Source organism: Orrella dioscoreae, assembly GCF_900089455.2.
Taxonomy (GTDB): Bacteria; Pseudomonadota; Gammaproteobacteria; order Burkholderiales; family Burkholderiaceae_B; genus Orrella; species Orrella dioscoreae.
In genome coordinates this window covers 1,212,135-1,236,150 of sequence record NZ_LT907988.1, presented here as the reverse complement: position 1 = coordinate 1,236,150, position 24,016 = coordinate 1,212,135, and the positions used below count along the sequence as shown (strand labels likewise).

General features: G+C 67.4%; 22 protein-coding genes and 1 tRNA gene. 14 read left to right on the top strand and 9 right to left on the bottom strand.

Translation table 11 applies throughout. The features are described 5' to 3' along the window. The first annotated feature begins 12 nt into the window (after window positions 1–12). Together ODI_RS05610 and ODI_RS05605 are read left to right on the top strand one after the other, a co-directional pair. Entirely contained in the window at window positions 13–627 is a 615-nt protein-coding gene (locus ODI_RS05610; protein ID WP_067750443.1) for a GNAT family N-acetyltransferase, read from the top strand. Next, entirely contained in the window at window positions 617–1,783 is a 1,167-nt protein-coding gene (locus tag ODI_RS05605) for a vWA domain-containing protein (RefSeq protein WP_067750445.1), read from the top strand. Before ODI_RS05610 ends, ODI_RS05605 begins: the two co-directional genes overlap by 11 nt. A gap of 27 nt (window positions 1,784–1,810) precedes the next feature. Here ODI_RS05605 and ODI_RS05600 read toward each other — a convergent pair whose 3' ends face one another. Next, window positions 1,811–4,615 (bottom strand): M16 family metallopeptidase, encoded by a 2,805-nt coding sequence (locus ODI_RS05600; protein ID WP_082985188.1) that lies wholly within the window; start codon window positions 4,613–4,615, stop codon window positions 1,811–1,813. 364 nt (window positions 4,616–4,979) lie between these two features. On the opposite strand from ODI_RS05600, the gene ODI_RS05595 reads away from it, so the two are divergent. Then, a complete protein-coding gene (locus ODI_RS05595) occupies window positions 4,980–5,381 on the top strand; it encodes a hypothetical protein (RefSeq protein ID WP_067750448.1) in 402 nt (133 codons plus the stop codon). Between the two features lie 197 nt (window positions 5,382–5,578). Here ODI_RS05595 and dnaJ read toward each other — a convergent pair whose 3' ends face one another. From dnaJ to hrcA, 6 genes are all read right to left on the bottom strand, one after another. Then, window positions 5,579–6,709, bottom strand: a complete 1,131-nt coding sequence (gene dnaJ, locus ODI_RS05590) for a molecular chaperone DnaJ (protein ID WP_067750451.1) — start codon at window positions 6,707–6,709, stop codon at window positions 5,579–5,581. 107 nt (window positions 6,710–6,816) lie between these two features. Further along, window positions 6,817–8,766: a molecular chaperone DnaK gene (gene dnaK / locus ODI_RS05585; protein WP_269460536.1), complete on the bottom strand. Its 1,950-nt coding sequence runs from the start codon at window positions 8,764–8,766 to the stop codon at window positions 6,817–6,819. 119 nt (window positions 8,767–8,885) lie between these two features. Then, the gene (grpE, locus tag ODI_RS05580) at window positions 8,886–9,473 is read right to left on the bottom strand and encodes a nucleotide exchange factor GrpE (protein ID WP_067750457.1); all 588 of its coding nucleotides are present in this window, start codon (window positions 9,471–9,473) and stop codon (window positions 8,886–8,888) included. Window positions 9,474–9,592: 119 nt separating this feature from the next. Next, the gene (locus tag ODI_RS05575) at window positions 9,593–9,853 is read right to left on the bottom strand and encodes a hypothetical protein (RefSeq protein WP_067750460.1); all 261 of its coding nucleotides are present in this window, start codon (window positions 9,851–9,853) and stop codon (window positions 9,593–9,595) included. Window positions 9,854–9,907: 54 nt separating this feature from the next. Further along, window positions 9,908–11,005, bottom strand: a complete 1,098-nt coding sequence (gene hemH, locus ODI_RS05570; RefSeq protein ID WP_067750463.1) for a ferrochelatase — start codon at window positions 11,003–11,005, stop codon at window positions 9,908–9,910. A gap of 42 nt (window positions 11,006–11,047) precedes the next feature. Continuing rightward, entirely contained in the window at window positions 11,048–12,064 is a 1,017-nt protein-coding gene (hrcA, locus tag ODI_RS05565; RefSeq protein ID WP_067750466.1) for a heat-inducible transcriptional repressor HrcA, read from the bottom strand. Between the two features lie 218 nt (window positions 12,065–12,282). On the opposite strand from hrcA, the gene ODI_RS05560 reads away from it, so the two are divergent. Further along, the gene (locus ODI_RS05560; RefSeq protein ID WP_067750469.1) at window positions 12,283–13,182 is read left to right on the top strand and encodes an NAD kinase; all 900 of its coding nucleotides are present in this window, start codon (window positions 12,283–12,285) and stop codon (window positions 13,180–13,182) included. 11 nt (window positions 13,183–13,193) lie between these two features. Continuing rightward, the gene (gene recN / locus ODI_RS05555) at window positions 13,194–14,840 is read left to right on the top strand and encodes a DNA repair protein RecN (protein WP_067750472.1); all 1,647 of its coding nucleotides are present in this window, start codon (window positions 13,194–13,196) and stop codon (window positions 14,838–14,840) included. Window positions 14,841–15,036: 196 nt separating this feature from the next. Here the strand turns inward: recN and fur are convergent, their stop codons facing one another. Further along, complete coding sequence (gene fur / locus ODI_RS05550; RefSeq protein WP_067750476.1) at window positions 15,037–15,453, bottom strand: ferric iron uptake transcriptional regulator; 417 nt, start codon at window positions 15,451–15,453, stop codon at window positions 15,037–15,039. A 253-nt stretch (window positions 15,454–15,706) separates the two neighbouring features. Between fur and ODI_RS05545 the strand changes: the two genes are divergently transcribed. Together ODI_RS05545 and dapB are read left to right on the top strand one after the other, a co-directional pair. Further along, window positions 15,707–16,288, top strand: coding sequence for an outer membrane protein assembly factor BamE (locus tag ODI_RS05545; protein WP_231968203.1), 582 nt, complete (start codon window positions 15,707–15,709; stop codon window positions 16,286–16,288). A gap of 24 nt (window positions 16,289–16,312) precedes the next feature. Further along, a complete protein-coding gene (dapB, locus tag ODI_RS05540; RefSeq protein ID WP_067750479.1) occupies window positions 16,313–17,101 on the top strand; it encodes a 4-hydroxy-tetrahydrodipicolinate reductase in 789 nt (262 codons plus the stop codon). Between the two features lie 79 nt (window positions 17,102–17,180). Here the strand turns inward: dapB and murB are convergent, their stop codons facing one another. Further along, complete coding sequence (gene murB / locus ODI_RS05535; RefSeq protein ID WP_067750481.1) at window positions 17,181–18,245, bottom strand: UDP-N-acetylmuramate dehydrogenase; 1,065 nt, start codon at window positions 18,243–18,245, stop codon at window positions 17,181–17,183. 231 nt (window positions 18,246–18,476) lie between these two features. Between murB and ODI_RS05530 the strand changes: the two genes are divergently transcribed. The 7 genes from ODI_RS05530 to ODI_RS22210 all read left to right on the top strand — a co-directional run bounded on the left by ODI_RS05530 (window position 18,477) and on the right by ODI_RS22210 (window position 23,982). Continuing rightward, window positions 18,477–18,552, top strand: a tRNA-Gly gene (locus ODI_RS05530). A gap of 306 nt (window positions 18,553–18,858) precedes the next feature. Next, the gene (locus ODI_RS05525; RefSeq protein ID WP_098020848.1) at window positions 18,859–19,881 is read left to right on the top strand and encodes an ABC transporter substrate-binding protein; all 1,023 of its coding nucleotides are present in this window, start codon (window positions 18,859–18,861) and stop codon (window positions 19,879–19,881) included. After that, window positions 19,868–20,905, top strand: a complete 1,038-nt coding sequence (locus tag ODI_RS05520) for an ABC transporter permease (protein ID WP_067750485.1) — start codon at window positions 19,868–19,870, stop codon at window positions 20,903–20,905. Before ODI_RS05525 ends, ODI_RS05520 begins: the two co-directional genes overlap by 14 nt. After that, window positions 20,899–21,675: an ABC transporter ATP-binding protein gene (locus ODI_RS05515; protein WP_067750489.1), complete on the top strand. Its 777-nt coding sequence runs from the start codon at window positions 20,899–20,901 to the stop codon at window positions 21,673–21,675. The genes ODI_RS05520 and ODI_RS05515 overlap by 7 nt, the downstream gene beginning before the upstream one ends. A gap of 11 nt (window positions 21,676–21,686) precedes the next feature. Further along, window positions 21,687–23,108, top strand: coding sequence for a c-type cytochrome (locus ODI_RS05510; RefSeq protein WP_067750492.1), 1,422 nt, complete (start codon window positions 21,687–21,689; stop codon window positions 23,106–23,108). A 54-nt stretch (window positions 23,109–23,162) separates the two neighbouring features. Further along, window positions 23,163–23,717: an OsmC family protein gene (locus ODI_RS05505; RefSeq protein WP_067750495.1), complete on the top strand. Its 555-nt coding sequence runs from the start codon at window positions 23,163–23,165 to the stop codon at window positions 23,715–23,717. Between the two features lie 70 nt (window positions 23,718–23,787). Further along, window positions 23,788–23,982: a hypothetical protein gene (locus ODI_RS22210; protein WP_067750505.1), complete on the top strand. Its 195-nt coding sequence runs from the start codon at window positions 23,788–23,790 to the stop codon at window positions 23,980–23,982. Window positions 23,983–24,016 lie beyond the last annotated feature (34 nt).

Sequence of the window (24,016 nt, the reverse complement as noted above, 5' to 3'; positions counted from 1 at the left end):
AGGACACGCCGCATGCCCGACACTGCTTTCGCCATCGCTCCCTCCCCGCTCACCCTGGCCGGCCACGGCGTGACGCTGGTGCCGCTGGACGCCTCGCACGTGGCGGCCCTGGAGGCCGCCGCCGCCGATGGCGAGCTGTGGCGCAATCGCCTGACCTCGGTGCCCGAACCCGGCCAGATGGCAGCCTATGTCACGGCCGCGCTGGCGGGCCGTGACGCCGGCGGCATGCTGCCCTTCGCGGTGCGCGAAGACGACAGCGGGCGCATCATCGGCACCACCCGCTATCACGACATCCTGGCCCCGGTGGCGCGCGTCGAGATCGGCTACACCTGGTACGCCGCCAGCTGGCACCGCACGCACGTGAACAGCGCGTGCAAGCTGCTGCTGCTCACGCACGCCTTCGAGACGCTGGGCGCCAAGGTGGTGGGCTGGCGCACCGACAACTACAACCTGACCTCGCAGCGCGCCATCGAACGGCTGGGCGCCAAGCGCGACGGCGTCATCCGCCATCACGCCCTGCGCCGCGACGGCACGGTGCGCGACACGGTCATGTACAGCGTCGTGGCGGGCGAATGGCCCGAGGTCAAGGCGCACCTGCATTACCAGTTCAGCCGCCATGCTGCTTGAATTCTTCCAGCACCTGCGGGCCAATCGCCTGCCGGTGTCGGTGGGCGAATACCTGACCCTGCTGGACGCCCTGCGCCAGCCGGGCGTCTCGCCCACGCTGGACGATTTCTATTACCTGGCTCGCCTCACGCTCATCAAGGACGAGTCGCTGTACGACCGCTATGACCAGGCTTTCGGCAGCTACGTGCGAGGCCTGCCCGCCGCGCCCGACACGCCCGAGATCCCCGCCGACTGGCTGGTGCAGCGCATCGAACGCATCCTGAGCCCGGCAGAGAAGGCAGCGCTGGAACGCCATGGCTGGCAGAAGCTGATGGACATGCTGCGCGAACGTCTGGCCGAGCAGACGGGCCGCCACGAAGGCGGCAGCAAATGGATAGGCACGGGCGGCACCTCGCCCTTCGGCCACGGCGGCACCCACCCCGAGGGCGTGCGTATCGGCGGCGAATCGCGCCAGCGCAGCGCGGTGAAGGTCTGGGATGCCCGCGACTATCGCGATTACGACGACACGCTGGCGCTGGGCACGCGCAACTTCAAGGTGGCGCTACGCCGCCTGCGGCGCTTCGCGCGCGAAGGCGCGGCGGAGGAACTGGACCTGGACGGCACCATCGCGGGCACGGCGCGCAATGCCGGCTGGCTGGACCTGAAGCTGGTCCCGCAACGCCGCAACAACGTCAAGGTGCTGATGCTGCTGGATGTCGGCGGCAGCATGGATGACCACATCGCGCGCGTGGAGGAACTGTTTTCGGCCGCGCGCGGCGAGTTCCAGCACCTGGAGGTGTATTACTTCCACAACTGCCCGTATGAAAGCCTGTGGCAGAACAACGCACGACGCCAGGCCGAGCGCATTCCGACAGTGGACGTGCTGCGCAAGTACAACGCGGATTGGCGGCTGATCGTGGTGGGCGACGCCACCATGAGCCCGTATGAAATCCTGCAGCCGGGCGGCTCGGTCGAGCACTACAACGACGAGGCGGGCGCGGTCTGGCTGCGCCGCCTGCTCGATGCCTGGCCCAAGGCGGTGTGGCTCAATCCCGAGCCCGCCGCCTATTGGCAATACCGGCAATCCATCGCGCTGCTGCGAGACCTGATGCACGACCGGATGTACCCGGTCAGCGTGGCAGGCATCGAGCAGGCGATGCGCGTGCTGGCGAAGTAGCCCGCCCAGCCGCCCGAGGCCGGCGGATTACTTCGCGGGCGCTGCTGCCGGGGCCTGCGCCTCGGCGGGCTTCCCGCCCAGGTCCTTCTTCGTGAAATCCCCCGCCGTCACGCTGCTGAAGGCGTCCGGCTTCAAGTGCCGGCGCAGGGCCGCGTTGACGTCCTCCACGCTCAGGGCCGAGATCGCGCGATCGACATTGGCCGACCACTCGAAGCTGCGGCCGCGATCCAGGTAGTCCACCCAGGTCGAGGCCAGCACGTCGTCCTGCGCGCGCGCCAGGCGGCGGTAGTTCAACAATGCCGCCACGCCTTCCTTGACTTCCTTGGCGCTGAAGCCTTCCTTCAGGACACGCGCCAGCTCCTCGGAAATGGCCGTTTCCAGCCGCGCACGGTTCTGCGGCGCGAAAATGGCATAGACCGTCCAGCTGGCCGACGGCTCGTAGGCCGAGACCGACAGGCTGCTGCGCACGTTGTAGGACAGGCCTTCCTTCTCGCGCACGCGGTTCCACAGGCGCGAGGTTTCCGAGGTGCCCAGCAGGAAGTTCGCCAGGTACAGCGGCACGAAGTCGGGATCGTTGTCGCGCAGGGCCAGCGGCATGCGCGCGATGTAGAAGGCATTGGCCTTGTCGGGCGTATCGATGTCCTGGTGCGCGGCCTTGATCTCGCGGTACGGATCGCTGACGCGCGTATAGCCGGGCGCCTGGCGCCAGCCGGCCAGCCCATCCTTCAGCGCCTTCTGCACCTTGGCCGAGTCGAAGTCGCCCACGGCCGAGAAGCTGATCGCGCCAGCGCCATAGAAACGCTTGTGGAAATCGACCAGGTCCTTGCGGTTGACCGTGCCCAGCTCCTTCAGCGACTCGTCGAAGGTCGGCACGTAGCGGATGTCGTCGGCCGGCCAGTCGTTGCCATGCCGCGCCAGCGCGCGCGAGGCCAGAGCCGTGGGCTCTGTCATGGCGCTACGCACGGCCGTCACCGACTGGCGCAGGTATTCATCCAGCTCGGGCTGCGGGAAGCTGGGATTGCGCAGCACGTCCAGCAGCAGGGCGACCACGGCGGGCAGGTTCTCGCCCGGCGCCGAGATGCTGGCCGAGACGGTGGTGCCGCCACCGGCCAGCGACACCGTGGCGCGCAGGCCATCGATGCGGTCGCGGATTTCCTGGCGGGTCAGCTTGTTGGTGCCGCGCGTCAGCAGGTCGCCCACCACGCTGGAGGTCAGGCGCAGGCCTTTCAACGATTCGGCGTCGCCGAACTGCAACTGCAGTTCGGCCTGCACGCGCTCGCCGCGCGTGGCCTTGGGCAGCAGCGCCAGCTTGACCGGACCATTGGGCAGGTCCAGCGTGCTGCGTTGGGTACGGTTGTCGATGTTCAGCGGGGTCGGGTCGAAGGCCTCGGCCTGGCGGAAATCCGGGTCGCCCTTGTAGTCCTTGAAGATCGCAGCCAGGTCCGGCGTGCCGAGCGCGGGGGCGCGGCGCGGCCCTTCGGTCGGCACATAGCGGCCTTCCGTGCGGTTGCTGCGCACCAGATAGGCTTCGGCCACGCGCTGCACCTCGGTCAGCTTGGCGTCGCGCACGCGGTCGCGTTGCAGGAAGAACAGACGCCAGTCACCCGAGGCGATGGCTTCGGACAGCGCCACGCCCACCTTCTCGGGATCGCTGTAGGTCTGCTCCCAGGCCGACAGCCACTGGCTGCGCGCGCGGTCCAGTTCGGCCTGCGTGAAAGGATGCTCGCCCAGCGACTCCAGCGTGTCGGTCAGGCTGGCCAGCGATTTCTCCTGCGGCATGCCCGGCTGCAGCTGCGCGCCGAACATGACCAGGCCGGGATCATGCTGGTCGAAGGTGAAACCGAACACCGACGCGGCCAGCTCGTTCGGCACCATCGCCCCGTACAGGCGGCCCGAAGGCGTGTCGGTCAGGATCTGCGTGGCCAGGTCGAAGGCCGCGAAATCGGCGCTGGCGCCGGCGGGAATGTGATACATGGCGGCCACCAGCGGCGTGCCGCCCGTGCGGCGCAGCGTCACCGCGCGCTCGCCGTCCTGCACCGGCTCTTCGGTATAGCGGGCCGGCAGCTTGCGCTCGGGGCGCGGCAGCTTGCCGAAGGCCTCGGAGATGGCCGCGAGCGTGGCGTCGGGATCGAACTTTCCCGCCACGATGAGCACGGCGTTGTCGGGCTGGTAGTACTGGTGATAGAAGGCGCGCAGCTGTGCCACGTCGACGTTTTCGACGTCGGAGCGGGCGCCGATGGTGCTCTTGCCATAGTTGTGCCACTGGTAGGCAGCGGCCTGCATCTTCTGCATCAGCACGCGGAACGGGCTGTTCTCGCCGCTTTCCATTTCGTTGCGCACCACGGTCATCTCGGAATCGAGGTCTTCGCGGGCGATCAGCGAATTGACCATGGCGTCGGCCTGCCAGCCCAGGTACCACTCGAGGGTATCGGGGTCGGCCGCGAAGCTGGCGAAATAGTTGGTGCGGTCGCTGGACGTCGAGCCGTTGGCCTGCAAGCCGCGGCGCGAGAACTCGCCCAGGGCGTTGCGCGTGGTGGAGGTGCCCTTGAACAGCATGTGCTCGAGCAGGTGCGCCATGCCGGTCTGGCCGTAGTTCTCGTCGCGCGCGCCGACCAGATAGGTCATGTTGACGGTGGTGGTGGGCTTGGACGCGTCGGGCGCCAGCAGCACGCGCAGGCCGTTGTTCAACTGGTATTCAGTGATGCCTTCGACCACCGAGGTCTGGGTGACGCCGGGCGGGGTCGCCGCCCAGGCGGGCAGGCTGCTCCAGAGTCCCAGTCCCGTGGCCACGCCGGCCAGGAGACGCCATGCGCGAGGCAGCTTGAATCCCATTTCACATCCCTTATTTCGACATCCAGGAGAGGCTTGGAGTGTAGACGGGCATTTCGGTTCTTGCATCCGGACGCTTTTCCCCGTCCTGAGCCCGGACCAAACGCGTGTTGCATCGCGCAACGTTCGCAGCATTGCGGGTGAATGCCCAATGTCTTGTCGCGAGACTGTGAACAAACGCATCGGGTCGCACCGGTTGGCAATCGCCGCCCCCGGGCTACCCAGGGAGCCCCGGTAGGAACTGTTCACAGCTCAAGATTTTTCAGCAAGGTTTGGTGCCCATACTGCGTCCAACGGTTGACCAAAGCCGCCACCCGGCGAGCACCTGTCAGACGTTCCAAAACCAGATAGACACCTGGAGGTCCACATGAAGAAGCTAAGCAAAATCCTGATCGTTTCGTCGGCCACCCTGCTGGGCGCCGCTTCCGTGCAGGCCGCCGGTATCGGTGCCGCCACGCCCGGCGACGCACAACTGGTCGCCCAAGTGAGCACCGGGGCCCAGCAAGGCACGGACTCCAAGGGCAACAACGACTACAAGCCGGGCGGCACCGGCGGCCCCGGCGGCAAGCCGCGCGAGGAAGTGCGCCAGGAGCGTGACGCCGCCCAGCACAAGGGCATGAGCCAGCAGGGCGAGCAGAAGTATCCGGCCAAGACCCGCGATGGCGTGCCCCCCACCCCGTCCACCGACCAGGTGAAGACCGAGCGTGACCACGCTTCGCAAACCGGCAAGCCGCAGGGCGAGCAAGGCTACCCGGCCAAGAAGCAGTAAGCCATCCAGCCCGAACCCTCGGGCCGGCATGCACATGCATGGCCTGATGGGCTGAATGACGGCGGCAAGCCTGGCTTGCCGCCGTTCTGTTTTGTGCGGCGTCAGACTTTCCTGACCCGCGTCGCAGGCGGCGGCATGAAAAAGGCCAGTTCAATGAACTGGCCTTTCTCCTTGCCTCGGCAACGCACGCGTACGGATCAGCTGAAGAACTCCTTCACGCGGTCCGTCCAGGACTTGCTTTGCGGCGAGTGACGATCGCCCCCGTCGTTCAGCGAGGCCTCGAACTTGCGCAGCAACCCCTTCTGCTCATCGCTCAGGCGCACCGGCGTTTCCAGCACCACGTGGCAATAGAGATCGCCCGGATAGCTGGAGCGCACGCCGCGGATGCCCTTGCCGCGCAGGCGGAAGGTCTTGCCCGATTGCGTGCCCTCGGGAATCGCGATCTCGGCCTTGCCGTTCAGGGTCGGCACCTGGATGTCGCCACCCAGCGCGGCCGTGGTGAACGGGATGGTGAGCTCGCAATGCAGGTCGTCGCCGTCGCGCTGGAAGATCTTGTGCTGCTTCAGGTGGATCTCGACGTAGAGATCGCCCGGCGGCCCGCCATTCACGCCCGGCTCGCCATTGCCGCTGGAGCGGATGCGCATGCCGTCGTCGATGCCTGCCGGAATCTTGACCTGCAGGGTCTTGTTGCGGCGGATGCGGCCCACGCCATCGCAGGACGGGCAGGGATCGGAAATTTCCTTGCCGGTGCCGTGGCACTTGGGGCAGGTCTGCTGCACGCTGAAGAAGCCCTGCTGCATGCGCACCGCGCCGGCGCCGCCGCAAGTGCCGCAGGTCTTGGGCTGCGTGCCGGGCTTGGCGCCCGAACCGTGGCAGGTATCGCAGTTTTCCCAACTGGGGACCCGGATTTCGGTGTCGAACCCACTGGCTGCCTGCTCCAGCGTGATCTCGAGCGCGTACTTCAGGTCGGCGCCCCGGTAGACCTGGGGACCGCCGCCCTGGCGCCGCCCGCCGGCGCCACCGAAGATTTCGCCGAAGATGTCGCCGAAGGCGTCCGCGAAGCCGCCGTGCATGCCCGCGCCGCCGGGGCCGGCCGCGTTCGGGTCGACGCCCGCGTGACCGTAGCGGTCATAGGCGCCGCGCTTGCCGGCGTCGGAGAGCATCTCGTAGGCCTCCTTGGCCTCCTTGAATTTCTCTTCGGCTTCCTTGCTGTCGGGATTGCGATCAGGGTGGTACTTCATGGCCATCTTGCGATAGGCCTTCCTGATCTCGTCATCCGAGGCGTTCTTGGCGACGCCAAGGATCTCGTAGTAATCGCGTTTTGCCATGGTTGCTCAAAACTTGTGCCGCCCGAAGGCAGCGTACTCTGCCGGAACGACCGCGCCCGGCAGCCGGAAAAAGGCCGGCCCCGGGCGCTGTCGCGGAGGAATGCCGCTTACTGGTCGCGCTTGACTTCCTTGAAGTCGGCGTCGACCACGTCGTCGTCCACCGGCTTTGCGCCGTCAGCCGCGGCCTGCTGCTGGGCGGCCTGCTGCGCCTGCGCATCGGCGTACATCTTCTCGCCGAGCTTCTGCGAGGCGGTCGACAGCGTCTCGATCTTGGCGTCCAGCTCGGCCTTGTCGGGCGTGCCCTTCAGGGCTTCCTCGAGGTCCTTGATGGCAGCCTCGATGGCGTCCTTATCGGCCGCTTCCAGCTTGTCGCCGTGCTCGGACAGCGCCTTGCGGGTGCTGTGCACGAGGCCGTCGGCCTGGTTGCGGGTCAGGGCCAGTTCCGCCACGCGGTGATCGTCGGCGGCATTGGCTTCCGCGTCCTTCACCATGCGCTGGATTTCCTCATCCGTCAGGCCCGAGTTGGCCTTGATGGTTATCTTGTTTTCCTTGCCGGTACCCTTGTCCTTGGCCGAGACGTGCAGGATGCCGTTGGCGTCGATGTCGAACTTGACCTCGATCTGCGGCGTGCCGCGCGCGGCGGGCGGGATGCCTTCCAGGTTGAACTCGCCCAGGGCCTTGTTGCCCGCGGCGATTTCACGCTCGCCCTGGAAGACCTTGATGGTCACGGCCGGCTGGTTGTCGTCGGCGGTGGAGAACACCTGCGAGAACTGCGTCGGGATCGTGGTGTTCTTCTGGATCATCTTGGTCATCACGCCGCCCAGCGTCTCGATGCCCAGCGACAGCGGGGTCACGTCGAGCAGCAGGACGTCCTTGCGGTCGCCCGACAGCACGGAGCCCTGGATGGCGGCGCCAGCGGCGACGGCCTCGTCGGGGTTCACGTCCTTGCGCGGGTCACGGCCGAAGAATTCCTTGACCTTCTCCTGCACCTTGGGCATGCGGGTCATGCCGCCGACCAGGATCACGTCGTGGATCTCGGACACCTTGACGCCGGCATCCTTGATGGCCACGCGGCAGGGCTCGATGGTGCGCTCGATCAGGTCCTCGACCAGCGCTTCCAGCTTGGCGCGCGTGATCTTCAGGTTCAGGTGCTTCGGACCCGAGGCGTCGGCCGTGATGTAGGGCAGGTTGATCTCGGTCTGCTGGCTGGACGAGAGTTCGATCTTGGCCTTTTCCGCGGCTTCCTTCAGGCGCTGCAGGGCCAGGACGTCCTTGGACAGGTCCACGCCTTGCTCTTTCTTGAACTCGCCGATGATGTAGTCGATGATGCGCTGGTCGAAGTCTTCGCCGCCCAGGAAGGTGTCGCCGTTGGTCGACAGCACTTCGAACTGCTTCTCGCCATCGACGTCGGCGATTTCGATGATCGACACGTCGAACGTGCCGCCGCCCAGGTCATAGACGGCGATCTTGCGGTCGCCCTTCTCGTTCTTATCCAGGCCGAAAGCCAGCGCGGCCGCGGTCGGCTCGTTGATGATGCGCTTGACTTCCAGGCCGGCGATGCGGCCGGCGTCCTTGGTGGCCTGGCGCTGGCTGTCGTTGAAGTAGGCCGGCACCGTGATGACGGCTTCGGTCACTTCCTCGCCCAGGTAGTCCTCGGCGGTCTTCTTCATCTTGCGCAGCACGTCGGCCGACACCTGGGGAGGCGCCAGCTTCTTGTTCTGGGCTTCGACCCACGCGTCGCCGTTGTCGGCCTTGACGATCTTGTAGGGCATCAGGTCGATGTCCTTCTGGACCGCCTTTTCCTCGAACTTGCGGCCGATCAGGCGCTTGACTGCGTAGAGGGTGTTGCGGGGATTCGTGACCGCCTGGCGCTTGGCCGGCGCGCCGACCAGGGTTTCACCGTCTTCCAGATAGGCGACGATGGAGGGCGTGGTACGGGTGCCTTCGGCGTTCTCGATGATCTTGACCTGGCCGCCTTCCAGCACGGCAACGCAGCTGTTGGTGGTGCCGAGGTCGATACCGATGATTTTGCTCATGATGGGCTTACCTGACTGAATTGATTGAGAATATTTGGTGAATGCCTGGAGGACCGGACCGTCTTGCGGCCCCTGTCCTGCTTGGTATCTAAACTGGGGACGCCGGCCAGGGATTTCAAGCGGCGCCCCGCTTTTTTTGCTCAGGCCGCCGGACCGGCCGACACCATGACCAGCGCCGGACGCAGGACGCGATCGGCGATCAGGTAGCCCTTCTGCAGGCAATTGACGACAGTGTTGGCAGGATGTTCGGACGGCACCGAGGAAATGGCCTGGTGCTGGTGCGGATCGAACTTCTCGCCCGGTTCGGGCGCGATGGCCTTCAGGTGGTTGCGCTCGAAGGCGGAAGTCAGCTGCTTCAGGGTGGCATCCACGCCGCCCAGCAGGGCTTCGGCGGTCTGTTCGCCCTGGGCCAGGGCGGCTTCCAGGCTGTCGCGCACGGGCACGAGGCTTTCGGCGAAGGACTCGATGCCGAATTTGCGGGCCTTGCTGACTTCTTCCTGGGCGCGTCGGCGCACATTTTCCATTTCGGCCTGGGCGCGCAGCAGTTGATCCTGCAGCGCGGCAACCTGGGCCTGGGCGGCGTCCAGGGCTTCCTGGGTGACGCTGGCGGCCTCGGCCTGGCTTTGCGCCTGGGCGTCGGGACTGCCGACGGTCTGGGGCTGGGCGGGGGCCGCGGCTTGGTCTTCCTGATCAGGGCCAGGGGCAGCGGACTCGTGCGTCGCCGTCATGGATATATCCTCCGGGGTGAAAACTGGGTCTGGGCAGCAGTTGGGGGCGCCCCCGACAATTTCAAGACCTTGTCTTCACCAGGGAGATCCGCAGACGCGGCGCCCCCCTGCCCTGCGCCTCAGGAGCGGGATTTTTCCTTGCGATGGGGATTGACGGCCACGGGGTCGCTGGCGGGGAAGGTTTCGGCCAGGCCCTCGTCGATCTTGTCCTCGTCGGGCTCGGGGGTGAGCGCCACCGGGTCGCTAGCCGGGAACGTATCGTCCAGCGCCTCGTCGAGCTCGCGCTCCTGGGCGTCTTCCTTCTTCAGCTTGCCGTGTCCCGGCTCGGAAGAGGTGCCGATGTGGGACGTGCGGCCGGATTTGCGGTTGTCTGGGGTCATGAGCAGCTCCTGGACGGCGGCGCGCAGCCCTTGCCGCGCGCCTGTCGATCCAGTTTATAGCGCCCGGCTGGCGCTGCCCGGCCAGCCCTGTAACTGAGTTTGAACCATGTCGGACAGGGCCGTTATCCATGCCGGATCGTCGTTCAGCGCGGGCAGGTAGCGCAGGCGCTTGCCGCCGGCCTCCAGGAAGGCGTCGCGCCCTTCCTGGGCGATTTCCTCCAGCGTTTCGATGCAATCGGCCGTAAAGCCCGGGCACACCACGTCCACCTCGGTAACACCCAGGCGGGCCAGTTCCTTCAACGTGGGCTCGGTATAGGGCTCCAGCCAGCGCGCCGCACCGAAGCGGCTCTGGAAGGACACCTCCACCTCGTCCTCGCGCAGCCCCAGGCGCTCGCGCAGGGCGCGCGCGGTCTGCAGGCAATCGCGGTAATACGGGTCGCCCAGCTCGATGCTGTAGCGCGGCAGGCCGTGGAAGCTCATCAGCAGCTTCTGCGCCCGGCCATTGGCGTCCCAATAGGACTGGATGCTGTGCGCCAGCGCGCCGATATAGCCGGGATCCACGTGGAAGCGCTTCAGGAAGCGCAATTCGGGCTGGTTGCGCAAGGTTGCCGCCACGCGGCCGACCTGGTCGATGACCGTGGCCGTGGTGCTGGCCGAGTATTGCGGGTACAGCGGCACGGTCAGGAAGCGGTCGCAGCCTTCGCGGCGCAGGGCCGCGATGGTATCGGCGATGGACGGGTTGCCATAGCGCATGGCGGCCTCGACGCGCACCGACAGCCCGCGCCCGCGCAGCACGTCCTGCACCGCCGCGGCCTGCCGTTGCGTATAGACGAGCAAGGGCGAGCCCCCTTCCATCCAGATATCGGCATAGCGCGGCGCCAGCCGGGCGGGACGGCGCCGCAGCACCATGCCGTGCAGGATGGGCAGCCAAAGGTAGCGCGGAATTTCAATGACACGCGGGTCGGACAGGAACTCGGCCAGGTAGCGGCGGATGGCCGGCGCGGTCGGCTCATCCGGCGTGCCCAGGTTGACCAGCAGCACGCCCAGGGGACCGTCGGGCGTCAGCGGCGGATCGGTGTCGAAGGGATCGGCCCAGGCAGGCTCAGGCAGGAAGCGCTCCGGCCACAAGTACTTGAAATTGCGCAGAAACACGGGAACACCTCGGTGAGGCCGCCGACCCGGCAGGCGAACGGGTCAGGACGACGGGTTGTTGTGGCTCAGGGCGTTGGAAAGCAGCCGCGAGGTGATGTCGACGATGGGAATGACGCGGTCGTAGGCCATGCGGGTGGGGCCGATGACGCCCAGCGTGCCCACGACCCGGCCGTCCACGCCATAGGGGGCGGTGATGACGGTCATGTCCTCCATGGGCACCAGCTGCGAATCGCCGCCGATATAGATCTGCACCCCCTGCGCGCGGCTGGAGGCGTCCAGGAGCTGCAGCAATTGGGTCTTCTGCTCGAAGATGGAGAACATGCGGCGCAGCCGGTCCATGTCGGACGACAGGTCGGCCACCTCGAGCAGCTTGCGCTCGCCCGAGATCACCACGGCATCGTTCTCGTCGCTGGGCTCGGTGCCGGCCTCGACGGCGGCCAGCATCAGCCGCGAGATGTCCTCGCGCAACTGGGCCAGCTCGGTGGCCAGCGTGCCGCGCACGGCATCGAAGGACTTGCCCGCGAAATGCTGGTTGAAGAAATTGCTGGCCTCGATCAGCTCGTGCTCGGGGTAATCGCGCGGCGCGGCCAGGATGCGGTTCTGCACGTCGCCGTCGGGCGTCACGATGATGAGCAGCACGCGCCGCTCGGACAGGCGGATGAACTCGATCTGGCGGAAAACCTGCGCGCGCTTGGGCGCCAGCACCACGCCCGCGAACTGGGACAGGTTCGACAGCAACTGCGCCGCCGCGCCGATGGCGCGCGAGGGATCGGTGTGGGGCAACAGCTCCCGCACCTCGGCCGGCGACACGACCTCGAAGGCGCGCGCCGCCAGCAGCGTATCGGCAAAGACCCGATAGCCGCGAGGCGTGGGCACGCGTCCCGCCGAGGTATGGGGGCTGTGGATCAGCCCGAGATCCTCGAGATCGGCCATGACGTTGCGGATCGAGGCCGGCGACAGGTCGAAGACCTTGGACAGGGTGCGCGAGCCGACGGGCTGGCCGTCGGCGATATATCTTTCTATGAGCGCTTTGAGCAGCGCGCGGGCGCGATCATCCATGGGGACCTATTTTATGAGGGTTTCTTTCCCGGGAAAGCTGGGGACAATGCGGGGTTGGCACAATGGCCACCTTTTCGCGGCCCCCATGACGCGGCGCAAGTCCGGACGCCCACGCCACGGATGCTGCGCGGCGTGGCATTTTCATCCATGACCGCGTCATCCGCCACCCCCTATAATCCGCCGATACCCAACCCAGCCCTCCACCCTGCCGCCCGAACATGCTTTTTCCCACCGTCGCGCTGATAGGCCGCTACCAGGACACGGGCCTGGACACCCTGCTGGGCAATCTTGCGCGCATCCTTGCGGAAGCGGGCCGGCATGTCCTGCTCGAAACCGACACCGCGCGCAACACGGGCCTGTCTCACATAGAAGCCGCCTCGTATGAGGAAATCGGCCAGCGCGCGAGCCTGGCCGTCATCGTGGGCGGCGACGGCACCATGCTGGGCGCGGCGCGCCAGCTGGCGCCCCACGGCGTGCCCGTCATCGGCATCAACCATGGCCGGCTGGGCTTCATCACCGACGTCCCGCTCACCGAGGCGCACAAGGTCCTGGCCGACGTGCTGCAGGGCCGCTACGACGCCGAAGACCGCATGCTGCTGTCGGGCTGTGTGATCCGCGGGGAAGAGGTCATGTACCAGGCCTCCGCGCTGAACGACGTGGTGCTGAACCGCGCCGGCCGCGGCGGCATGATCGAAGTGCGCCTGGACGTCGACGGCGTCTACATGTACACCCAGCGCGCCGACGGCCTCATCGTGGCCACCCCCACGGGCTCCACGGCCTATGCGCTGTCGGCCAGCGGTCCGGTGCTGCATCCCGGCCTGGACGCCATGGTGCTCGTGCCCGTGGCGCCGCAAACCCTCTCGCACCGACCCATCGTGCTGCCCGACGACGTCGTGCTGGACATGACGCTCACGGCCATGGGCCGCGTCGAACATGGTGCCAGCGTCCATTTCGACATGCAGACCTGGTCCGACCTGCAGCCCGGCGACCGCATCGAGGTCCGCCGCGCTCCCCACACCATCCGCTTCCTGCATCCCCCGGGCTACAGCTTTTTCTCGACGCTGCGCCGCAAGCTGCACTGGAATCGCATGCCGCAATCGGGCGACACGGCGGAGTAACCCACCCCATCATGCTGCGCGCACTGAACGTCCGTGATTTCGTCATCGTCGAGGAAGCCGAGATCCCCCTCGGCCCCGGCTTCACCGTCTTCTCCGGCGAGACCGGCGCGGGCAAGTCCATCCTGATCGACGCCCTGGCGCTTGCGCTGGGCGGCCGCGCCGACGCCGGCGTGCTGCGCGAAGGCGCGGCGCGCGCCGACATCAGCGCGGTCTTCGATGCCTCGCCCGAACAACAGGCCTGGCTGGCCGAGCGCGACATCGACGCCTCGGAAGCCCTGGTGCTGCGCCGCGTCGTCGACGCGCAGGGCCGCAGCCGCGGCTATATCAACGGCGTACCCGCCACCGTCGCGCAACTGCGCGAGCTGGGCGACCAATTGGTCGACATCCACGGCCAGCATGCCCACCAAAGCCTGTTGCGCGCCGACGCGCAGCGCGACCTGCTGGACGCGCACGGCGGCCACGGCCCGCTGCGCCAGGCGGTTGCCCAGCACTGGAAGGCCTGGCGCCAGGTGGCCCGCCAGCTGGAAACCGCCGAGCAGGACGCCAGCGCGCTGGCCGCCGAACGCGAACGCCTGCAGTGGCAGGCCGACGAACTCGAACGCCTGGCGCTCAAGCCCGGCGAGTGGGACACCCTGCAGACCGAACATGATCGCCTGGCCCATGCGCAATCGCTGCTGGACGGCGCCCAGCAAACGCTGGCGGCGCTGGACGACGACGAAGACGCCCTGCTGCAGCGGCTGCAGACCGCCGCGCAACGCATCGGCGGCCTGCTCAAGCACGACCCCGCACTGAAAAGCGTCTACGACGACCTGGACTCGGCGCGCATCGCCGTGGGCGAAGCGGTCTCGGACCTGCAGGGCTACCTGGGCCGCGTGGACATCGACCCCGCCCGGCTGGCGGAAGTCGAAACCCGGCTGGGCGCCGTCTTCGATCTGGCACGCAAGCTGCGCGCCGAACCCGCCGATCTCGCCGCGCTGCACGAAAACCTGCAGGCCCGGCTGGCGGACATGGAAGCGGCCAGCGATGTCGACGCGCTGCGCAAGCAGGCCGAACTGGCGCAGACGGCCTACGACCAGGCCGCCGCCGACCTGGGCAAGGCGCGCCGCAAGGCCGCCAAGGACCTGGGCAAGCAGGTCTCCGACGCCATGCAGCAACTGGCCATGCAGGGCGGGCGCTTCGATGTCTCGCTCTCGCCCGCCGCGGCCTCCGCCGCCGGCGCCGAGACCGTCGAATTCAACGTCGCCGGCCACGCCGGCACCACCCCCCGTCCGCTGGCGAAAGTGGCCTCGGGCGGCGAACTGGCCCGCATCTCGCTGGCGCTGTCGGTCATCGCCAGCAGCGCCGCACGCGTGCCCACCCTGATCTTCGACGAGGTGGACAGCGGCGTGGGCGGCGCGGTGGCCGAGGTGGTGGGACGCCTGCTGCGCGAACTCGGCGCCCGCCACCAGGTGCTGTGCGTGACCCACCTGCCCCAAGTGGCAGCCTGCGGCACCGCGCACTACCAGGTCAGCAAGACCGAAAAGGCCGGCACCACGCGCTCGCGCATCGCCCCCCTGGACGACGCGGCCCGCGCCGAGGAAATCGCCCGCATGCTGGGCGGCATCAAGATCACCGACACCACCCGCAAGCACGCAAGGGAAATGCTCGCGCAACGCTGAAAGCAAAAAGCGCCCCGCGGGCGCTTTGTGGACATCGGCAAGAAGGATAAAAGCGCCGGCAAGCGCACCGCCCGACAAAACGACGCAGCGTCACTCAAGCCGGGGTGCAGTGGAGCCGGCTCCGCCGGTCCACCAGCACCGCCCCCCTGGGGGGGAGGCGCGTCAGCGCCTCGGGGGGGGAACCTACCACCAGGGGCTACCTCTTCATGCAGTCGCCGCAGGTGCCGTACAGCACCATGTGGTGGCTTTCCAGCACGAACCCATTGTCCTTGGCGATCTTGTGCTGGCGCTTCTCGATATCGGGATCCGAGAACTCGACCACGGTGCCGCAGTGGGTGCAGATGAGGTGGTCGTGGTGGTCGCCGTCGTTCAGTTCGAACACGGCCTTGCCGCTGTCGAACTGGCTGCGGCTGAGGATGCCGGCCTGCTCGAACTGCGTCAGCACGCGATAGACGGTGGCCAGGCCGATTTCGACGCTTTCACCGATCAGTGCACGGTAGACGTCTTCGGCGCTCAGGTGGCGCTCTTCCGACTTGCGGAAAATATCAAGGATCTTCAGGCGCGGGAAAGTCGCCTTCAGGCCCATGTTTTTGAGGTCGGCTTGATCGCTCATAGATGGCATCACTGGTCGTTCCGGATAAGGGCGGTTCGGCGGCAGGACATGGCGACCGGAGGGAATGTTCCGGTGACCGGGCTCGGTTACCGCTCGGTTACTGATGTAGGGGACCGGGCTCGGCCACCCACTGATGAAACCCTCGGTTCCGACCTGGCAAAGCCAAGCCGGACAGCCCTGCGCTCCACGGCTTGGTGCTTAAACCTTTATGATAACGTCTTTGCCCGTTTTCTCTAACCTCCAGGGGTGCCGCGTGCCCAGCCTCGTCCCGATCTCCTCGCGCTTGCGCGCCGGCCTTGCGCTGGCCGCGCTGGCCTTCGCCCTGACCGCCTGCTCCTCCAGTACCGGCAAGTGGGGCTTCCCCTATCGCGCGCCTGTCCAGCAAGGCAACTGGATCACCCAGGAGCAAGTCGCCCTGCTGCAGGTGGGCATGACCCGTGAACAGGTCCGCTTCGCCCTGGGCAGCCCCACGCTGACCAGCGTGCTGCACGCCGACCGCTGGGACTACCCCTACTACTACGTGCCTGGCCGCGGCGAGGCGCAAGAGCGCAAGTTCACGGTCTGGTTCGACAACGAGCGTCTGGCCCGCTGGCAAGGCGACGACCAGCCCGACATCCAGCCCTTCCAGCAACAGGCCCGCGAAGAAGCCACCCGCGTGCGCCGCGAAGACCGGGAAACCGCCCGCGTCGAGAAGGACGAAGCCGACGCGGACAAGCAACCGTCGACCCCGTCGCCCTCGGGCCGCTCCACCCTGAGCATCCAGCAGAACCCCATGCTGCCCTCGCCCGCGCAATCCCAGCGCACCGGCTCGGGCGGCGCCGAACCGCTGCGCTAAGCAGCACACGGACAGCCAGACACCATGCGTATCGCCATTGCAGGCGCAAGCGGCCGGATGGGCCGCATGCTCATCGAGGCCGTGCAGGCCTCTCCCGATCTCGAACTCGCCGTCGCGCTGGACCGCGCCGGCAGCCCGCACCTGGGCCAGGACGCAGCGGCGTTCCTCGGCGAGGACACCGGCGTCCTCATCACCGACGACCTCGAGGCCTTGCGCGCTGCGGACTGCCTGATCGACTTCACGCGTCCCGAGGGCACCCTCGAGCACCTGCAAGCCTGCGTGCGGCATGGCGTGAAGGCCGTCATCGGCACCACCGGCTTCGATGATGCCGGCCGCGCCGCCGTGGCCGCCGCCGCCGAGCACGTGGCGGTCGTCTTTGCCCCCAACATGAGCGTCGGCGTGAACGCCACGTTGAAACTGCTGGACCTGGCCGCGCGGCTGCTGGATTCGGGCTACGACGTCGAGGTCTTCGAGGCGCACCACCGTAACAAGGTCGACGCGCCCTCGGGCACGGCATTGAAGATGGGCGAAACCATCGCCCATGCCTGGGGCAAGGAACTCGACGACGTCGCCACCTGGGCCCGCCACGGCGTGACCGGCGCGCGCGAGACCGGCACCATCGGTTTCTCGGTGGTGCGCGGCGGCGACATCATCGGCGACCACACCGTGTCGTTCTGCGGCATTGGCGAACGCATCGAGATCACGCACCGCTCCAGCAGCCGTGCCGGCTACGCCGAGGGCAGCTTGCGGGCAGCGCGCTTCCTGGGCGGCCAATCGAAGGGCCTGTTCGACATGCAAGCCGTTCTGAAGTAGAACTCCCGCCCCCGAAGCGCTGCGCGCTTCCCCCTCAAGGGAGCGATGCGAGCGGACCGGCAAAGCCGGCTTCGCGGCATCACTCGCCGGCCACCACCACCGGTTCAGGCTCCAGCGCCACGCCATAGCGCGCCTGCACGTCCTGCTGGATGGCGGCCGCCAAGGCCAGGATGTCGCCGGCGTCGGCGCCGCCGCGGTTCACCAGCACCAGGGCCTGGCGGTCATGCACGCCCGCGCGGCCCAGGTCCCTGCCCTTCCAGCCGCAACGGTCGATCAGCCAGCCCGCGGCCAGCTTGTAGCGCCCATCGGGCTGCGCATAGGACACCAGGTCCGGCCACTGCGCCAGCAGGGACGCGTGATGCGCCGCATCCACCAGCGGATTCTTGAAGAAGCTGCCCGCGTTGCCCAGCACCGCCGGATCGGGCAGCTTGGCGCGCCGCACCTCGCAGACGGTGTCGAAGATCTCGCGCGCCGTGATGCCGGCCTCGTCACGCCCCGCCAGCCGCGGGTGACGCAGCAGATCGGGATAGCGCAGCACCGGCCGCCACGGACGCGGCAAGGCCAGGCGCAGGGAAACGATCAGCCAGCGTCCGGGCTCGGCGTGCTTGAACACGCTGTCGCGGTAGCCGAAACGGCACGCCTGCGCCGAAAACGCCACCCGACGCCCGGCCGGAATATCCCAGGCCTCCACCGACAGCAGCCGCTCGGCCAGCTCCAAGCCATAGGCGCCGATGTTCTGCACCGGCGCCGCACCCGCCTGCCCTGGAATCAAGGCCAGGTTCTCCAGCCCGTCCCAGCCCGCTTCGATGCAGGTTTGCACCAGCCCATGCCAGGACTCGCCGGCGCCCGCCTCGATGATCCAGGCATCGGCGGTCTCTTCGACCAGGCGCACGCCCTGCAGGCCCACGCGCACCACCAGCCCCGGCACGGTTGCAGGCAGCACGACATTGCTGCCGCCCCCCAGCACGAAGCAGCTTGGGTAGTCTTGCGCCAACGCGGTCAGCGCAGGCAGTTGTGCCGGGTCATCCAGGCGCACGCAACGCGGCGCCACGCAGGCCAAGCCCAGCGTATTGAAGGCTTGCAGGGAAACGGAAGCGGGCGCTTCCAGCGGAAAAACAGCGGGGCGTGACGCCGGATTGGACATGTGAGAAAAATATCTGCTATAGTCTTGGTCTTCGCTCAATATTACTTGAAGCGCGGAACGAGACCGAAACCGGTGAGCCACGGAAGCTCAACGCAAAAGTCTTGATGAAGTTGAAGAAGAAATTCAAAAACTTTACACGCCGCGAAAAATTCATGTAGAATAGCGGACTTTCAACGATAAGCACTGCCAGACACCAAGCTGCAGCGCTGTTGAAAAGAAAGCAGTACCCATGCGGGAGTAGCTCAGTTGGTAGAGCGCAACCTTGCCAAGGTTGAGGTCGCGAGTTCGAGACTCGTCTCCCGCTCCAGAATTCTTGTCCATGAATCATTCCAGCATTCATCGATGATTTGAAAAAAGCCGAAAACTTCGTTTTCGGCTTTTTTTCGTCCAGCGACATCCTGCTCGCAACCTCGCCCCCCCTACCCGCCCTGCGGGACCAGGCCCTGCCGTACCGGCACTGACCTCGCCGTCGGCGCAAACGCCACGGCCTGGCATCTCCCCCATGAACTTATGCCTCGCTAAGGATATGCCCAAGCGTTAGTTTGCGGCGTGGCGCCCCTGCGCCATGATTCCAGCGTTGAGGGTTGCCTCTTTCCCTATCGAGCCCTGGATCATGACGCATCTCGTATCCCCGCCTGCCGGCGCACTGTCACGCCGCCATCTGCTTAAAGCCGCCGCCATCGCCGGACTGGGCGCGCCGCTTGGCCTGCTCGGCGCACGCGCATTGGCGCAAGGCAGCGCCAAGCGCAGCTTCAAGATTGCCTGGAGCCCGACGGCAGTGTGCCAATCGCCGGTGTCGGTGGCGCTGGAGCGAGGCTTCTTCGACAAATACAACATCGCGGTCGAACGCATCAACTTCAGCGGCTCGACCGACCAATTGCTGGAGGCCATTGCCACAGGCCACGCCGATGGCGGCATCGGCATGGCCCTGCGATGGTTCAAGCCGCTGGAACAAGGCTTCGACGTGAAGCTGGCCGTGGGCACGCACGGTGGCTGCATGCGCCTGCTCACGCCACAAGACTCGCCCATCAAGGCGGTGCAGGATTTGCGCGGCAAGCGCGTGGCCGTGACCGACCAGGCGAGCCCGGTCAAGAACTTCTTTGCGATCCGCGTGGCGCAATTGGGCATAGACCCCGACGAGGTCGAGTGGCGCCAGTTCCCGCAGGACCTGTTCGGCGAGGCGCTGCGCAAAGGCGAGGTGGATGCGGTGGCGGGCGACGACCCGCTGATGTTCATCCTGCGCGAGGACAACAATCTGGTCGAACTGGCCACCAATCTCGAGAACGACTACGCCGACCGCACCTGCTGCGTGCTGGGGCTGAGCGGCAAGCTGGTGCGCAACGACCCGGATGCAGCGGCGGCCATCACCCGCGCCGTCATCGACGCGCAGCGCTGGACGGCGGCCAATCCCGACGAGTCGGCACGCATTTTCGCCCCCCACATCCCCTCGAAAGTGCCGGCAGAACGCGTGGCGGCAATATTGCGCAGCCACACCCACGGCCACGCGAGCACGGGCGCCAAGCTGCGCGAGGAAGTCGCGGGTTACGCGCAGCACCTCAAGCAGATCCGGGTCCTGGGCGCGAACCTGGATGTGAACAAGTATGCAGCGGTGGTGGCGCCCGATGTCCTCGTCTGATCAAGCGTGGCCGGCGGCGGTGCCGGAGGAAAACAGCCCAGGCGCTGCCACGCCCTCCTCGGGCCGCCCGCGCTGGTGGCGCACCGGCCTGCTCGCCGGGCTGGTGTGGGCGGCGGCGGGGGTGCTGACGATACAGTGGCCCAATGTCCAGGTAGGGTTTGTCGAGTGGGGGTATACGCGCGAGTTCGGCCTGGGCATCGCGGCGCTGGGCGTCCTGCTGGCGCTGGCATCCTTGCCGCTGAACGTGGTGCAGGGCCTGACGGGACGCCTGCGCGTGGTGGGCCCATGGCTGCTGGTCCTGGCAGTGTCGGTGCTGGTGTGGGAGCTGCTCACGGCAAAGCTGGCCTGGCTGCCATCGCCCTTCTTCGCGCCGCCGCAGTCCCTGGTGGACGTCTATCTCTCCGATTGGCGCCGCCTGGGAGACAGCGTGGTCAACTCCCTGTGGTTGCTAGCCAATGGCTTTGCCATCGGTGCTGTCTCGGGGTTCCTCACGGGTGTTGCCATCGGCTGGTCGCGCGGGCTGGGCTACTGGGTGCACCCCGTGCTCCGCTTTCTTGGGCCTGTGCCCTCCACCGCGCTCCTGCCCATGGCGTTCTTTTTCTTTCCCAGCAGCTGGGCGGCGGCGGTCTTCCTCATTGCACTGGCCACCTGGTTCCCCGTTACCGTGCTGACGTGGTCCGGCGTCGCCAGCGTCAACAAGGCCTATTACGACGTGGCGCGCACGCTGGGCGCCAAGGCTTCGTTCCTGATCCTGCGTGTCGCGGTGCCGGCGGCCTTGCCCCACGTCTTCGTCGGCCTGTTCATGGGCCTGGGCGCCTCGTTCTCGGTGCTGGTGGCGGCCGAGATGATGGGCGTCAAGTCGGGCCTGGGCTATTACCTGTCGTGGGCCCAAGGCTGGGCCGCGTACGCCAACATGTATGCCGCATTGTTCGTGATGGCCCTGCTCTTCTCGGGCATCATCACCGCGCTGTTCCGGGTGCGTGACCGCACGCTGGCCTGGCAGAAAGGGGTCGTCAAATGGTAGACACGGCGACCGTCACCGGCGCGCACGTGTCGGTGCGCGGGGTCTCGCATCACTTCGACCTCGAGGGCGAGCGCCTGGACGTGCTCGATGCGATCGATCTGGAGATCCAACCCGGCGAGTTCGTCGCCCTGCTGGGGCCCAGCGGCTGCGGCAAGTCGACCTTGCTCCGCCTGGTCGCGGGCTTGGACAGGCCTGCTGGCGGCGAGCTGCTTGCCGACGGCCAGGAGATCACCGAGCCCGACCCGTCGCGGGTGGTCGTGTTCCAGGATCCCACCCTGTTCCCCTGGCGCACCGTGCACGACAACGTGGCACTGGGCCTGCAGGCACGCGGCCTGCTCAGGACACAGGGCCATCGTATTGCCCAGGCCTTGGCACTGGTGGGACTGCAGCGATTCGGCTCGGCCTATCCGCATCAGTTGTCGGGCGGCATGGCGCAACGCGTGGCGTTGGCGCGGGCCCTGGTCAACGACCCGTCGGTGCTCATCCTGGACGAGCCGCTGGGCAAGCTCGATTCGCTCACGCGGCTGACCATGCAGTCCGAGCTGGTGTCCCTATGGCAGCAGGTGGGCTATACCGCATTGCTGGTGACCCACGACGTGGAAGAGGCGCTGTTCATGGCCAACCGCATCATCGTGCTGAGCGACCGGCCTGCGCGCATCAAGGAAGTGATCACCAACCCCCTGCCCTATCCCCGCAAGCGCGGCGACCCTCTCCTGGCTGAGTTGCGCCGGCGCGCCTTGGCGCAACTGGGGCTGGATGATTCCTGGTAGGACGGGCAGGCATGCTGCACGAACTGGGCATCGCGGCCGCACTCGGGCTGCGATGGCTGCACTGGATCGCGGTAGCGGCAGCGTTATACGGTGTGTTGCGCACCGCCGCTGCAATCTGGCAGAGCCGCGCCTGGGCCGGCAGCGACGCCAAGACACGCTTGCGCCCCCGCACGCAGGCATCGCTGCGATGGCTGGTGGGCGGCGCGTGGCTGGCGCTGGGTTGCGCCGTGGCGTGGCCAGTGGTCTACGCGGCGTCGGTCTCGGGCCCGCAACCGCCGGGCGTGTGGGCCAGCATGGCCCTGGCCGCACAGGGGTGGTTTCCCTCGTGGTCGGAACTGGGGCAATGGCATCCTGCATGGGTGTCATCCTGGCGGCCCGATGCAGGCGTGCCGCCAGGATCGCGCGCCCTGGCCCGCGGCGAGCAGGCGGCAGCCTGGCTGGGAGCGGCCTACCTGGCCGGTGCCGGGGTGGTGTTCGCGCGGCAGGCATCCTGGCGGCTGGCGGCCGCCATGGTCGTCGTCGCATGCCTGCTGCTCGCCCCCGGCACACCCCGCCCAGAACTGGTGCTGGCTCCCGCGACGCCCCACACCTTTCGACAGCCGCCGACGGACTTCGATGCCGGGCGCATCCTGGCGGGCGCGCGCCATTACCAGCAACTGTGCGCGTCGTGCCATGGCGCCAAAGGCCGGGGCGACGGCCCCCTGGCCGCAAGGCAGCCGCGCTGGCCCAGCGTATTGGGACCTGCCTTGTTCGAGCATCGGCATGCGGGAGACCTGCACTGGAGCGTGCGGCAAGGCTTGGGCAACGGGACCGAAGGCAAGGCTGGCGCGTCCCACGCCTATGGCGCAGCGCTCTCCAGCCAGGAGGCATGGAATGTGCTGGACTACCTGCGCGCCGGTGCCGCCGGCGCCGAGCTGGCCGACCATCCCGGTTGGCGGCAGGCCCTGCCTGCGCCGGACATGGCGCTGCGTTGCGCGCGGCTGCCGCAAGTGCAGCGTCTGAGGGACCTGCGTGGCCAGCGGGTACGCATCCATGCAGCCCATGCCGGTACGCCGCCTGTCATGCCGGATCCCAGGCTGATCGACGTGGTGCTGCGGCCGGGCGACCCCCTGCACGGTCCGCCCGGATCGGATGTCGGCTGGGCCGATTGCGGCGTGCCCGATGCCGTGTCGGCCGCCGCCTGGCAGGCCTATGCCTGGGTGGCTGGCCGCGAGGCGGCGCAACTGGACGGCGCGCAGTTCCTGGTCGACCGCGGCGGCTGGCTGCGGGCCTACCAGGCCCCAGGCGACACATTGGCCTGGAGCGCCCCCGACACCATGTGCGAGCCTGGAGAGATCGCCCCTGATCAGCGCACGGGGGAAGGCCTGTCCGATACCTTGCAGCGCATCGACGCACAGCCCGTCAGGCCCCCACTGTTTCGTGCCAGGTCCTAGCAGGTCTGGCTGTCCTTGCGGCCCGGCGGGCCGCAACCACCCGGAGATCGCACCATGAGCAACCTACGTGAATACCTGAAGCAGAAACGCGACGCCTTGCTGGTCCGCAATGCGCGCGACCCGGCCACGTTAGCACCGCTGACACTCAAGGCAACCGCCACCGCCGAAGGACGCAGTGGCGTGCGCCGCATCCGTATCCGCCATCACCAGGTCATCAGCGACAGCCCGGCGGATTTCGCGGGCTATGACCTGGGGCCGGCGTCTCCTGAACTGCTCATCGGTTCCCTGTCCAGTTGCCTGACGCATGTGTTCCTGATTCAAGCGTCCGAGCTGCAGATTCCGCTGGATGGCCTGGCCGTGGAGGTACAGGCCACGCAGGACGTGCGCGGCGGCAGGCCTGGCTATGAAAACGTGCCCTTCTATCCGCAGGACATCCGTTATGTCGCGCACATCGAATCGACCGCCAGCCAGGAAGCGCTCGAGGCCCTGCATGTGGCGGTGGAGAAGTGGTGCCCGATCCTGAACCTGCTGCGCAATCCGCAGGGCCTGTCGGGCGAAGTGGTACGCGTGGGCCAAGCCCCCTCCGTGCCTGCTGCGGCGGCAGGCTGAAGCACGACGCCAACGTGCATTCGTGCGCACCCAGGAACGCACGCACACGGCGTGACTTCCTGATGTCGGGATGCGTGAGCAACCACAGCTCGTCAAGCAGTTCCGCCACGACAGCACCGACACGCAGCAGGCCGGGCATGCTGTCCCCTGCATGGCGGGCGACACCCGGCGCGACACGGTCGACACGTTGATCCCGAGTTTCGCGGCCGTGGCGGCGCGGCTGCGTGCGTCCGGGGGCAACGGCGTTTGCCGCGATGAGGAATGACCGTTCATGCTGTGTCGGGAACCTGCCTGGGCAA

Coding starts and splice junctions, on each gene's coding strand:
- ODI_RS05610 (WP_067750443.1), top strand. CDS start 13: ATGCCCGACACTGCTTTCGCCATCGCTCCCTCCCCGCTCACCCTGGCC.
- ODI_RS05605 (WP_067750445.1), top strand. CDS start 617: ATGCTGCTTGAATTCTTCCAGCACCTGCGGGCCAATCGCCTGCCGGTG.
- ODI_RS05600 (WP_082985188.1), bottom strand. CDS start 4,615: ATGGGATTCAAGCTGCCTCGCGCATGGCGTCTCCTGGCCGGCGTGGCC.
- ODI_RS05595 (WP_067750448.1), top strand. CDS start 4,980: ATGAAGAAGCTAAGCAAAATCCTGATCGTTTCGTCGGCCACCCTGCTG.
- dnaJ (WP_067750451.1), bottom strand. CDS start 6,709: ATGGCAAAACGCGATTACTACGAGATCCTTGGCGTCGCCAAGAACGCC.
- grpE (WP_067750457.1), bottom strand. CDS start 9,473: ATGACGGCGACGCACGAGTCCGCTGCCCCTGGCCCTGATCAGGAAGAC.
- ODI_RS05575 (WP_067750460.1), bottom strand. CDS start 9,853: ATGACCCCAGACAACCGCAAATCCGGCCGCACGTCCCACATCGGCACC.
- hrcA (WP_067750466.1), bottom strand. CDS start 12,064: ATGGATGATCGCGCCCGCGCGCTGCTCAAAGCGCTCATAGAAAGATAT.
- ODI_RS05560 (WP_067750469.1), top strand. CDS start 12,283: ATGCTTTTTCCCACCGTCGCGCTGATAGGCCGCTACCAGGACACGGGC.
- recN (WP_067750472.1), top strand. CDS start 13,194: ATGCTGCGCGCACTGAACGTCCGTGATTTCGTCATCGTCGAGGAAGCC.
- fur (WP_067750476.1), bottom strand. CDS start 15,453: ATGAGCGATCAAGCCGACCTCAAAAACATGGGCCTGAAGGCGACTTTC.
- dapB (WP_067750479.1), top strand. CDS start 16,313: ATGCGTATCGCCATTGCAGGCGCAAGCGGCCGGATGGGCCGCATGCTC.
- murB (WP_067750481.1), bottom strand. CDS start 18,245: ATGTCCAATCCGGCGTCACGCCCCGCTGTTTTTCCGCTGGAAGCGCCC.
- ODI_RS05525 (WP_098020848.1), top strand. CDS start 18,859: ATGACGCATCTCGTATCCCCGCCTGCCGGCGCACTGTCACGCCGCCAT.
- ODI_RS05520 (WP_067750485.1), top strand. CDS start 19,868: ATGTCCTCGTCTGATCAAGCGTGGCCGGCGGCGGTGCCGGAGGAAAAC.
- ODI_RS05515 (WP_067750489.1), top strand. CDS start 20,899: ATGGTAGACACGGCGACCGTCACCGGCGCGCACGTGTCGGTGCGCGGG.
- ODI_RS05510 (WP_067750492.1), top strand. CDS start 21,687: ATGCTGCACGAACTGGGCATCGCGGCCGCACTCGGGCTGCGATGGCTG.
- ODI_RS05505 (WP_067750495.1), top strand. CDS start 23,163: ATGAGCAACCTACGTGAATACCTGAAGCAGAAACGCGACGCCTTGCTG.
- ODI_RS22210 (WP_067750505.1), top strand. CDS start 23,788: ATGCGTGAGCAACCACAGCTCGTCAAGCAGTTCCGCCACGACAGCACC.